The sequence below is a fragment of the Polaromonas sp. P1_E12 genome (assembly GCF_056405975.1).
In genome coordinates, this window is sequence record NZ_JBFUBB010000002.1 from 383,329 (window position 1) to 395,167 (window position 11,839).

Here is an 11,839-nt window from a genome sequence, read left to right on the forward strand (position 1 = left end):
GCCGCAGGCTGAATGGGTGAGGCCGTGCTGAGTTCTTCCTTTGACGGCCCCGCTGACTGGCGCCAGCGCTGGTCGCTGCTGGTGGAAAAGATTGAGCGGGTGCAAAGCCCTGTCGACAGCCAGGTGCTGCTGGCATCCCTTAGCCATCCTGCCAGGCCGCTGGTACTGGCTTTTGCCAATGCTCATGCGATGAATTCCATGGTGGCATCGGTTCCTTTTTTTGAGGCAATGCGGTCGGCCGACCTGGTGCTCAGGGACGGCTCCGGCATGGCAACGCTGTTTAAATTGCTACGGATGCAGCCCGGTCTCAATCTCAATGGGACGGACTTCATTCCGCAATTGATCCGGGCGTTTGACGGCCGCCGCATTGCGTTGTTCGGGACACGTGATCCCTATCTGGCCAAGGGCCGGCTGCGTGTGCAGCAAGAACTGGCTCCCCACAGCCAGCTCATTGCCGCCGATGGTTTCCTGGATGTAGAGGCATACGCGCTGCTGGCAGTTCAGCATCAACCGGCGCTGATCGTGCTCGGCATGGGTATGCCCCGGCAGGAGGAAGTGGCGGCCAGGCTGCGCGCTTTGCTGGATTTCCCCTGCCTGATCGTTTGCGGCGGAGCCATCATTGACTTTCTGGGTGGAAAAACACCGCGCGCACCGATGTGGATGCAAAGGGCCGGTCTGGAGTGGTTGTTTCGCCTGGCGCTGGAGCCGCGCCGGTTGTTTCAGCGCTACGTGATAGGCAATCCGCTATTCTTAACGCGGGCCTTGCGCCTGGCCTCGCTGAACCGACGCTGATGCGGCATTCACTGCGAGCGATTGACGTTGCGGCCGCAAGTGCTGGCTTTCTTCGTCTACGGCTACCGGTGCGTAACGGTTGTCTACATCCGGTGTGCAGTTGGCTTTAACAATCTGACCGGGGTTGCCCATCACTACGCTGTAGGGGGGAACGTTCTCAAAGACATACGCTCCGCCGGCAATCCTGCTGCCTTTCCCCACGGTCACACCGCCCACCACAATCGCGTGCGGACCGATCCACACATCGTCTTCAATGACCGGGTAAACGGTGTTCCGCCGGCCCTCACTGTCAATGTAATCCCGCTGCCCGATCGTTACGCCATGAAACAGCGTGACGTTGCTGCCGATACGTGCGTTCGCATTGACGACGATGCCGCGGCCATGGGTGAGTGCAAGCCCGGGCGCAATGGCGGTTCGCCAGGGTATTTCGATTCCTGCCAGCTGGCTCGTCAGGCGGTACAGCAGTTTTGCGGGAATCATCGCGAGCCAGCGCCATGCAGGCGGAAGTTGCTGGGCTGTCTGGCAAAGACGCAAGGTGACCACCACACGAAATGCCGGATCCAGAAGGGCGCCTTTCAATGCCAGATGCCTGTCGGATCGTCCAAATTTCCGGTGAATATCGGCTTTCAGGGAAGGCATGCTATTTTTTCCATGGTTTGGCTGCTGGTTGATGCCCCGGTACAGAACCACCGGGCCGAGTCATGCACGCCGGTGCGATAAGGTGTCCACGCCAATCCCAATTGTTCCGTTGCTGCCTGCGAGTCGAGTTGAATGTGCTGTGACCACAAACGGAGCAATCCCGGTGGCAACGCATCGGGTAGCCGCCAGCCGGTGATGCCAAGCAATTTCAAAGCCCGCTCAGCTGCCTTGAGTGGCGGGCCACCTACCCAGGAGTCCACGCTCAGCTGGCGCCCGCCGATGCGTTTCACCGGCGTTGCCCTGATTTCGATAGCCAGGTCGACAAAGTAGTCGTTCCAGCGAGGACTGTCCGGCGCAGCCAGATTGAAAGCCGGCAACTCGCCTGGAGCCACCGGCAGCTGCAGTGCAACCAGCAGAGCCTGGCAAACGTCGTCCACGTGGACAAGATTGGACCAACCATCGCCTGCGATGCCAAGGTCGCCAAGACGCCCGGACTGAAGCCATCGGCCGATGCGTCCGACCCAGAGTTCACTGCCAGGACCAAAAACACAGCCTGGCCGCAGCATCACGGCTGTACCGCCGCGACGGGCAAATTCCTCCAGACTGGTTTCCGCTTCGCACTTGGCACGGCCGTACCAACCCAGGCTGGGATCACGTGGCGCACCCTCACGGATAAGGCCTTCTGCAGGGCCATAAACCGACATGGTGCTCAAATGAACAATGCGCGGACAGTTTGCCTTGAGCGCGGCGTCGACCAGGACGTGCATGCCTTCAGAAATCGACGCTGCATCGCCCGCCACGCAGTTAACAACCGCATCGAAGTTTTTTAGTGCCACCGCAAGTTGCCCGGCGTCTCGGGTATCTAGTTCCAGCCATTCGGCCCGCAACTTTTCCGTGCCGTTCGAAAGATTCTTCTGTCTGGACGCGCCCGTGGGGATCGCCCACGAAGTGCTGTGCAGCATTTCCAGCAGGCGCCTGCCGATGTGGCCTGACCCTCCCAATACCAGTACCTTCATGCGGCCTCCTTCAACTGGATCGGTGCCCGCTCTGCACGCAAGCGATGCGACAGCGTGTCGCCCAGCCGGAGCGACATGGCAATCAGGGTCAAAGTCGGATTGGCCTGGCTTGACGTAGGGAAAACGGCGCTTCCGGCTACAAACAGGTTGTGCACCGAGTGAACCTGGCAGTCGGCATTGACCACGCTGGTGCGCACGTCATTGCCCATTCGTGCGGTGCCGATGTGGTGTCCCCCGTAGGCACCGAAGCGCACGAGGTCGTCCTCAAGGGTCTGGCGGTTGTAGTCGAAGTGGGCCTTTCCGCTGCGCGCGAATTCTTCAGCCATCACGTCCAGGGTTTTGCGGACGGAGTCGATATCAGCCTGGCTGTAGCGCCAATCCACCTTCAGGCGAGGCATGCCCAGCGCATCGACAGCGCCGGCAAGTGTGACGCGGCTGTGGGCCTGGGGTATTTGCTCACCATGAACTTCAAGGCTGAAGCGGTTGGTGCGGTTGCGCAGAATCACTGACGGGAATTTGCGTTCAGCGAAGGAGCGCCTGGCCAACCAATGGGCCAGGAAAGCCGTGGTGTCCAGAGGGTCGGCCACCACATTGAGGAGATGGCGGGCGTAAGTCCCTGCCGTGGGGGCATGGCCATCGTTGAGCCGCTTTCCGTATTCGTAGCTGATCAGCTTGCGGGCCAGGAACAGCCCCGACAACACCCCGTTGCGATGCACGGGATCGGTGATGCGCGGGAAATGCAGGCGGGCGACTGCGTTGGCAAGGCCCAGGCGCCTTTGCTCGTGGGCGGCCACAGACAGCCTGCGCCTGCAATAGATGCCTTCCGGGGAAATTTCATAGCCGTGCCGCACATTGCTGACGGGCCCATGAACGGTCAGGGTGCCGACATTCCCGGCGATGTGGCACATGTAGTAGCGTCCCACCACATCATGCTGGTTGCCGACGCCTTGCGGAACGACATCCCGCGACGCCAGTAACAAACGCGCCGTTTCGAGCCCGCCCATGGCCAGTACCGTGGTATTCGGAGTCACCCAAAAGTGTGTTCCTGCCAGGGTGCGTACCTCGAGTTCCCGGACGGCCCTTCCGTCGGCGTGCAGCCGCACTGCGGTGCAGTTGGCTCCCAGCAGCACCTGGATATTGGGCGCCAGCTCAAGCCGCCGTGCATAGCGATTGCCGAAATGCGTGGGACAGGAAAACCGCTCCAGCCCATTGGTCAGCACGCGCGAACTGTCGAACCCTGCAATCATCGGACCGATTTCCGGCTCCAGGGCTTCACCCGCGTCATAAATGAACCGCCCGGCTTCCGCGAGGGCATTGGCACGCGGGTAGTAGGGCAGCAGGTCTTCGTAAGACAGTGGCCAACCGCTGTGCGGAATGTAGCTGCGGGTCTCGAAGTCAATGGGATCGAAGGGCATGCAGCGTCCGCCCCAGATCGCGGTGGATCCCCCCAGGCGCCGCTGGCGATATTTGCCGGGTGGGCTGTGCAGCCGCTCATCCGCGACTTCTCCCTCGCAGAGCGACTGGGTGGGAGCGTGCGCCTGCAGCTGCCCCGACTCCAGCAGAAGCACGGAATGCCCTTGCTCCGACAAGGTGAGCGCCAATGCAATGCCCGCAGGGCCGCCACCCACTACGCAGACGTCCGCCTGAAGGCGGCTGCCGGCCTGAATGTCATTGGCCTGCGTGATCATAGGTGGGTGTCCGGGACAGATTTGGCGGTGGTGCGCAGCGGTTGGGCTGCTACGCCGAAATTGCGCTGGTGGATGCGCGCAACGCTGGCAAAGAAACGGGCAAGGGAAAAGTTCTGTTCGTAAAGTGCCCGGCCGTTGCGCTCCAGTGAAGTCCTCAGCGCAGGCTCGTTCAGCACCCGCTGCAGGCCCCTGGCAATACCGGCTGCGTCGCCAGCCTGCACAAAGCACGCATTGACCCCATCGGTCAACACGGAAGGTATTTCGCCTACCGGGCTGCAGACCACCGCAACGCCGTTGGCCATGGCCTCCAGGATGACCAGTGGCAGGCCCTCGTCGTAAGAAGGCAATACCAGGACATCGGCGCGAGCCATCAGGCGTGCGACCTGCTGCTGGTCGGACCAGCCGGCAAAATCAAGCAGTGCTTCGATGCCCAGTTGCTTTGCCTTTATCCGGTAGGCTTCGATATCGCCGCCGCCGGCCAGAATCACTTCGGTTCGTGAGGCATCAAATCCCGGGAGCGCCAGCGCCTGCAAAAGATCCGATACCCCCTTGCGCTCCGACAGGTTTCCCAAAAAGAGCACGCGCTGCACGATTTGTTCCGAGGCTATGCGCCGTGCATGGGTAGGTTCGGGAACACCGTTGATAACGATCTCCACGCGATTGGCCGGCACGCCGAGTTCTTCGACCACAAAACGCCGTGCGGATGATCCCAGCACCACACAACTGGCCGGCAGCGAAAATACCCAGCGCGTCAGCATCTGCAGCGGACGGGGCAACGACCGGTAGAAATGATGCAGCTGCGCAGCGTGCAAATGAAGCACCACCGGAATACCGAGGGCGCGGCAGACAATGATGATCACGCTCTTGCGAAAGAGGCTCAACCGCTCGGCCATGTTCACATGGACACCCGCCAGCCGGCCGTTGAGTTTTCCGCGCACTATTCTGGCCATGGCAGTTGCCAGCACCCAAAGTGAATACAGCGCGTTGGCGCCGCCGCGGGTGTCAAGCGGACGGAGTTCCGCCGCATCGGCAGGGGCGGAAAACGCCTGGGCCTGAATCAGGTAGTCCGCGACCTTGAACATGCCGCCGCCTTTGGGCGTCCAGGGACACGCAAGGTAGATATAGCGCCCCTCGCGTTCTCGTGCGGCCGAATGCGGCAGCGATTCACTTCTCATAATTACTTTCCTGTACCTTGATAAGAAAGACCGGGCTTTCTAAAGAGTGCGCGCTTGAAGAAGGTGGTCATGGGACGCTCCAGCCACACGTACGAGATGCAGCCTGCAACCACCACGGCCGTGCCCACAGCAAGCACGATGGCCAGGCTGTCCTGCACTCCCAGTTTTTTCAGCGCCAGCACACCGGCCGGTACCACGAAGGTGTGCGAGAGATAGATGGAATAGGAAGCGTCACCCAGGAAAGACAGGCGGGAAGCCAGTGGCGCACGCAAGGTCCATGGCTCGAGCCAGATTGACCCGAGGACGACCAGCGCAGCACCGCAGCCCCATGTGGCGAAACGGTCGGCCGAGTGCCCCCAGTCAGGGATAAACATGAACATCACGCCAGCGGCGATGACGATTAGGCCGACTCCTGGCGATGCATGCCGGAAATGCAAAAAGGCATAGGCAATGCAGACCCCAAGAATGAACTCAAAAACAATGCTCTGGGCGTAGAAACCCAGCACCACCGAGTCCGGTACATACCGCCCAGCCGTGAAAATCAGCAGAAAAACCAGCAAACAAAACCGGATGCGTGGTGCGCCCAGCGCAATGGCTGCCGCAAAAACCGCATAAAAAAGCATTTCAAAATTCAATGTCCAGCCGACGGGCAGCGCGGGCAATACGAGGCCCCACGGGCTCACGGCAGGGATGAACAAAAGGGAGGCGGCCAGATGCCCGGGCTCGACGGACGCGCGGGACGCGAGGGTCGGCAAAGCCAGCAAGAGGACGACCTTCAACAAGGTATAGAACCAGTAGAGCGGCGCGATCCTCAGCAAGCGCCTTCGCATGAACACCCAGGCGGCATTGACCCGGGACGCAGCGTCGGAAGGCAATGCCGACGTTGACATGGCCATGACAAAACCGCTGATGACGAAGAAGATGTCCACTCCTGCGGAGCCGTCTGCCCAATAGTGGGTTGGCCCGGTTCCGCCGATGTGGATGGAGATCGCCTGGGTAATGTGCATGACCACGACAAGCATGGCCGCGGCAAATCTCAGAATCTGTATGCCCGTGAATTGCTGCGTCGCCCGTTGCTTCTGCAGGCTTCCATCTGGGCCGCTCAATGCGCGCTCCCCTGAATTACCTGGCGAGGCGCCATTGAGAAGTCCTTGAGTACCCGGCTCGCGATGGCCTCGCCAGCCGGGCGTTGCCGGCGAAGCAGGCCGCGTATGAGGCCTGCGGCATTGAAGCACCATGAGATCACCGAATACAGCGCCTTGGTGACAGACCGTTTTCGCCAGGTCATCAGCAACACCGGCGCCGTGACGATGATGCAAAAGAATGCCATGCGCAGAGGAGCCGACACCGGCCAGAATACCAGGCTGGCCATGATCGCCCACCAGCCCAGGACGGCCAGGTACAGGCGCAGTTCCCGCAGGCCCTGCAGCGCCAGATGCAGTCGGGGCTGGCCGGCGGCAGCGCGGACCAGTTCGCCCAGCCCGCAGATATAGCGGGTGCTCCAGCGCCGCATCAACAAGCGATAGGGTGGTGCATCGTGGCCAAAGTGATTGGCGGCATCCACCGGCAGGCGCCACAGGTGCCAGCCGAGAGCGCGCAGCCTGATGGCCAGGTCAAATTCTTCATAGCTGTGCAGGTTACGGTCGGAAAGATAGCCCGCGGCCTCAATGGCTGTGCGACGGTAAAGGCCTCCGCCGTCGAGCCGGTCGACCTTGCCAGGCAGAAGGTGCGGCGAGGCGCGTTCTCCACGCGACAGGTATTCCAGGCTCTCGGTGTTTTGCTCCACCACGCGTCCGCCGACGCCTGCGACGTTCTCATGGGCATCCAGAAAATCGAGTGCTTTCTCAAGAAAGCCTTCCTGCATCTGCATGTCGCCATCGAGGATATAAATAAAGTCGCCATGCGAATGCTGGTAGCCCAGTTGCGGGCCCACGCCGCAGCAGCGCTCGTTGGGATTGGCCAGCTGGACGATACGGATGGGGTAAGTACATGCCAGTTCCACTGTGCTGTCGGTCGAGCAGGAGTCCGCAAGAATGACCTCTCCGCCCACGGCGGAAACAGCGCGCAGCGCACTCTCGATGGTCGCCCGGATGCGTTTTTCCTCATTCAGTGCCTTGATGACCACGGAGACCCGGCAGGAATGCCAGAGAGGGATGATTTTGCGGGGTGATTTGGGGTTCATTTTTTATCCTGCTTCGGCCGGACTGCCGGTGTGAACCGTCCGGCGCGTGCGCCAAAGCTGCCAGTTTTTTACCACCTGGCCCGGCATGAAAAGCATGGCCGCCGTCAGCCACCACCGTCTTCCGGTAGCCGCGCGGTGGGCGCGCACCAGCCAGTCGAAGCCCTCACGGCGGCTTCCGGATGCCAGTGCCTGCCGTGCCAGCGTCAACTCGTGTTGCGCCACAAGCCACAGTGCAGACCGGCGTTGCATGATGGTCATGGTCCCTGAAAGTGCACGTTCCCGCATGCGTTCCAGAAACGGTGGCATGGCCAGGTCGGGGTGATATGTTGTCAGGCCGCCTTCCACCGCCAGCCGATACGCCATCAAGGGCGACCGGACTAGCGCAACGGGGGTCTTCTCAGCCAGACGGAACCATAGATCCAGGTCTTCGCCGTGCGACTCTCCCGAAGGAAAGCATGGCTGCATTTGCCGCAAGCGCGTGCTTCGCACGGACACCGCGCTGGTGCACAGCGACGGCGCGCTCATCCAGCGCCGCGGCAGATCGGTGATGAGTTCCACTTCCGGTTGATCTGCCAGCACTGGCCAGTTCGGCGGCCACATGGTGTGGGTATCGGGAACCGGCAGGAAGTCGGTGGCCATCGTGTCGACCTGCGGGTAACGCGCCTGCGTCCACAGAAGGGTTTCCAGGTACTGGGGATGGTGCCAGTCATCGGCGTCGAGAAAGGAAACCCATTCGCCTTTTGCCAGAGAAATTCCCAGGTTCCGGGCGGCGGAAACACCGGCATTGGCCTGGCGCACCAGGCGCAACCGCGGGTCAGGTATGAACGTTACCAGTTCCGCACCGCCGTCGGTGGAACCGTCGTCCACCACAATGACCTCAAAATCCGAGAAGGTTTGTGCCAGCACCGACGCGATGGTGTCGTTGATGTACGGTGCCTTGTTGTAAAGCGGAATGACAATCGAAAATTTCATGGTCGGGCTCGAGAGGTAGCCGGGGACGGATGGAAGTTCCCGGCGAAGCGGGGCATGGCGCCTTCCGGCAAGCTTGCCGGCTGCGCTCTGCGGGCATGGGCTTCGCGCGCTGCAGCGGCCAGTGTCATCAGCAAAAGCACGTGGGTAGTGAGCTCGGGGCCGTAACCGAAGAGCAGCAGCGGCACTTCACTGATGGCGCGCAGTGCCAGCGCCACGAACAACGCCAGTGAAAGGCCGCCGCTGGCACGTGCATAGCGGATGGACAGGACCAGCAGCACCAGTGCGTACAACACCAATGCAGCGGCACCCACCGTGCCGGAGCGCGATAACGTGTCCATAAACTGGTTGTGCGCGTGGGTCGCATTGGGCATACCGATGCTTTCACGGAAACTGACATCCCACAGGGTGGGTCCGTAGCCGAACGCAGGGTTGCGCTGCCATTCGTCGTAGGCAATTGCCCAGATCTGATCACGGCCGGTCATGGACGCGAGTTGCGCGCCCTGGGCGCTGTCAAAGAAGCTGGACAGACGCGCATCGATATCGCCAAACATCAGCACCAACGTGACGCCGGCCACCGCAACCATGAACCCCACCAACGAGACGATGCCGAATTCCGGCCGCACCGGGTCAGTGGCGCGGCGCAGAAACGCGGGCCCCTGGCGTACAGCAAGAATGCAGGCGGAGCACAGGGTAAAAGAAATCCAGGCTGTTTTGGATTGAGCGAGAAAAAGGACAAGGAGCCCCATTCCCCACGCCAGGCGATTCAGCCAGACGCTCTGCAGAGGACGCGCGAGAAGACACAGCAAGCCCAGCTGAGCCAGCATGCCGAGTGACACGGCATGTGCAGCCAGCCCTGCCAGCCGCGGTACACCAGGCAGCAAGCCCTGTGTATAGGAGAGGTCCAGCACCAGCGTTGGCTTGAAAGGGATCAGCAGCAAGCCCGCTGCCATAAAGAGCAGCAGGGCGTTGCGAGCCGCCTTGAATGCGAGGTCTCTTTCCATGCTGGTGGCAAGCACTGCCGCGATGCCGATGAGCAGCGGGTACACGTAATCGTGTGACACATGCGGATGCAGGCCCAGAAGAGCCGGTGAGGCCACCGTGCCTGCCCAGAAAAGAACAAAGGTGATCAACATCACCGGGGGGGCCTGCACCGTCTTGTCGCGTTGAAGCCAGTGCGTGATGATGCGTTCCCCCGCCAGCGTGAGCAGCAAGAGGGAAACCAGCGGCTGCGCCAAAGCCACCAACGGGTGGCGCACCACCACCGCAACTTCGTCCAATTTAAATGCACTGCTGGAGAGGTCGCGCCCCGAGAGGAAATTGTTCAGGGCCACCATTGCCAGGATGGCGTAGAAAATGACATGCATGTACCCGTGCGCACGGCGTGACGTGACATGAACTGCACCCGCCATGCCCAGCGTCGCCAAAAGCGCCGCCAAAATGGCACCGGCAACCAGAACCGAAATAACGATGGGTTGATCCAGGATAGCTCCTTAGAGTGGCTGCTCAAGGGAATTGGAAAGATCGGTACGTGGTGCCGAAACACCGCGGCGCAAAAACTTCGCCAGTCCGGGGACAAACCGGATGACCATTTCGGATGTTTCCCGCCCCAGCATTTGCGGCCTCAGGGCAAGCAGCAATGCCGGCAGGACTACTGCGGACAGGCTTCCGGCAAGCAGCGAGAGCAGGGGAATATCAAACCGTGCAACCGCGTGCTGACCTGCCATCACACCTAAAACGCAAGCGGCACAAAGAAGAAACCCGCGCAGGGCATCCGGTAGCAGGGACATCCAGCCAAGCTCCAGTGCACGGAATGCAGCCGTAGCCGTAACGGCTGCGCGCAGTACCAGCAACAGACCCGCCACGACTGCAGCCATGTGGATTCCCTGGCCTGCAAACAGGTAAAAACCGAGGATGCCCAAAACGATCAGCGGGAGCTGCAGCGCAAATTCGTAGTACTTGCGTCCGGTGTTCCACAGCACGGGTGTCGACAGTCCCCAGATGACGTACGCCGGCATGCAGAGGAACAAAATTCCCAGCACCCAGGCTGCCCCACTCCATGCGGGCCCATAAAGCACACGCACGATGTCGGGCGACAGAAAGGCAAGCGTCGCAAAGGCGGGGAGTCCCAACACCACAATGGTGGCCAGCATCTGCAGATAAGCGCGGCCCAGTCGTGGCCGGTCGTTTTGCAGGCGTGCGCCCGCCGCCAGGAACGCGGGCTGAAGTGCGCCCAGCAGCAAGGTGTTGGGCATCGTGGCCAGGTTGTAAGCCACGTTATAGAGACCCAGCGATTGCGCGTTGAGCAACCGGCCTATCAATACCCGATCAAGGTTGTTGAGCACCCAGTTGACGATATTGGTCAAAAAGACCGTGTGCCCCGTGCCGACAGCGGACTTTGCATCGGCATACCAGAACAGCGGGCGAAGCGCATGCGGCTTGAGGGCATAACTTGCAACAAACACGACAGCCGCCTGAACCAGCCAGGCCGCTACCAGCGAAGCCTCACCCTGGCCAAGCAGTGCCATCGGCACCCCAACAGCCACATACCCAGCGGCATAGCTGCCGACCTGAATCAGTCCCACTGCCCGGAAATTCAAGTCACGCTGCAGCAGGTAGGTAGCCGGTGCTGCCGCAGCACCCAGCAGGCACGCCACCGATAACCATTCAATGACGAATTGCGAGCGCGGCTCCCGAAAATAAGCCGACAGCAGCGGCGCCAGAAAATACAGGGCAAGCATGGTGGCAATACCCACGATCAGTTGCCATGTCCAGGCAAACCGGACATCTTCGTCACTCAGTGTGGTGCGTTGCAACAGGCTCCAGCTGAAGCCAAAACCGGAGACAAATGTGGCGAATGTCAGTACCACCATGCCGATGGCAAAAACGCCAAAAATCTCCGGCCCCAGGGTGCGGGCCAGAATCACCTGGGCCACCAGCTGCAGCCCAAAGCGTGCCGCTGTGGAAACGGCGCTCCATTTGACCGCTGCAACACCCGGACGGCCGAGGCCACTCATCCTCAAGACCTCTCTGCTTTATGGCGGCGAACGGCAATCACGCCCATCAACGCCAATGTGGCCAGCAGCGTGCCGTAAGGGTGCCATCCGGATTCGTCCGTATCTGCCTCGCCCGCCGCCGTGACACCCAGGCCGGATTGGCCACTGCGCACCGCGTCCACACTGTGGACTGTGTTGACCTTGACCGGCTCAGTGCCGGGCTGCAGTTTCATACGTGTCGCTTTGGCGGTAGCTCCCGTTGGCGTCACCGCTGCGGGCGCTGCAGGCGGGTTGGTAGACGCCGTTGCTGAAGCAATCCAGGTGGCCAAAATGGCGGTAAACAGGGTTCGAAACATAGGGTTTTCCTTCTGTCAAAGCAGGA

General features: G+C 61.1%; 11 protein-coding genes. 1 reads left to right on the forward strand and 10 read right to left on the reverse strand.

Translation table 11 applies throughout. From position 1 onward, the window contains the following. Window positions 1–24: 24 nt before the first annotated feature. Window positions 25–792 carry a WecB/TagA/CpsF family glycosyltransferase gene (locus tag AC1D13_RS07645; protein ID WP_457280149.1) on the forward strand — a complete coding sequence of 256 codons (768 nt, stop codon included), beginning with the start codon at window positions 25–27 and terminating at the stop codon, window positions 790–792. Here AC1D13_RS07645 and AC1D13_RS07650 read toward each other — a convergent pair. The 10 genes from AC1D13_RS07650 to AC1D13_RS07695 all read right to left on the reverse strand — a co-directional run bounded on the left by AC1D13_RS07650 (window position 751) and on the right by AC1D13_RS07695 (window position 11,813). Continuing rightward, window positions 751–1,431 carry a serine acetyltransferase gene (locus AC1D13_RS07650; protein ID WP_457280150.1) on the reverse strand — a complete coding sequence of 227 codons (681 nt, stop codon included), beginning with the start codon at window positions 1,429–1,431 and terminating at the stop codon, window positions 751–753. The two genes, AC1D13_RS07645 and AC1D13_RS07650, sit on opposite strands and share 42 nt — an antisense overlap. After that, the gene (locus tag AC1D13_RS07655) at window positions 1,419–2,447 is read right to left on the reverse strand and encodes an NAD-dependent epimerase/dehydratase family protein (RefSeq protein ID WP_477689285.1); all 1,029 of its coding nucleotides are present in this window, start codon (window positions 2,445–2,447) and stop codon (window positions 1,419–1,421) included. Before AC1D13_RS07655 ends, AC1D13_RS07650 begins: the two co-directional genes overlap by 13 nt. Further along, on the reverse strand, window positions 2,444–4,135 hold the full coding sequence (locus AC1D13_RS07660; protein WP_477689286.1) for an FAD-dependent oxidoreductase: 1,692 nt from the start codon (window positions 4,133–4,135) through the stop codon (window positions 2,444–2,446). Before AC1D13_RS07660 ends, AC1D13_RS07655 begins: the two co-directional genes overlap by 4 nt. After that, the gene (locus AC1D13_RS07665; protein ID WP_457280153.1) at window positions 4,132–5,310 is read right to left on the reverse strand and encodes a glycosyltransferase family 4 protein; all 1,179 of its coding nucleotides are present in this window, start codon (window positions 5,308–5,310) and stop codon (window positions 4,132–4,134) included. Before AC1D13_RS07665 ends, AC1D13_RS07660 begins: the two co-directional genes overlap by 4 nt. 2 nt (window positions 5,311–5,312) lie before the next feature. Continuing rightward, window positions 5,313–6,332, reverse strand: a complete 1,020-nt coding sequence (locus AC1D13_RS07670; RefSeq protein WP_477689287.1) for an acyltransferase family protein — start codon at window positions 6,330–6,332, stop codon at window positions 5,313–5,315. Between the two features lie 80 nt (window positions 6,333–6,412). Then, the gene (locus AC1D13_RS07675; protein WP_477689288.1) at window positions 6,413–7,492 is read right to left on the reverse strand and encodes a glycosyltransferase family 2 protein; all 1,080 of its coding nucleotides are present in this window, start codon (window positions 7,490–7,492) and stop codon (window positions 6,413–6,415) included. Window positions 7,493–7,495: 3 nt separating this feature from the next. Next, on the reverse strand, window positions 7,496–8,464 hold the full coding sequence (locus AC1D13_RS07680) for a glycosyltransferase family 2 protein (protein WP_477689289.1): 969 nt from the start codon (window positions 8,462–8,464) through the stop codon (window positions 7,496–7,498). Continuing rightward, entirely contained in the window at window positions 8,461–9,828 is a 1,368-nt protein-coding gene (locus AC1D13_RS07685; protein WP_457280157.1) for an O-antigen ligase family protein, read from the reverse strand. The genes AC1D13_RS07680 and AC1D13_RS07685 overlap by 4 nt, the downstream gene beginning before the upstream one ends. 126 nt (window positions 9,829–9,954) lie before the next feature. Beyond that, the gene (locus tag AC1D13_RS07690) at window positions 9,955–11,478 is read right to left on the reverse strand and encodes a lipopolysaccharide biosynthesis protein (protein ID WP_457280158.1); all 1,524 of its coding nucleotides are present in this window, start codon (window positions 11,476–11,478) and stop codon (window positions 9,955–9,957) included. Window positions 11,479–11,480: 2 nt separating this feature from the next. After that, window positions 11,481–11,813, reverse strand: a complete 333-nt coding sequence (locus AC1D13_RS07695; protein ID WP_457280159.1) for a hypothetical protein — start codon at window positions 11,811–11,813, stop codon at window positions 11,481–11,483. Window positions 11,814–11,839 lie beyond the last annotated feature (26 nt).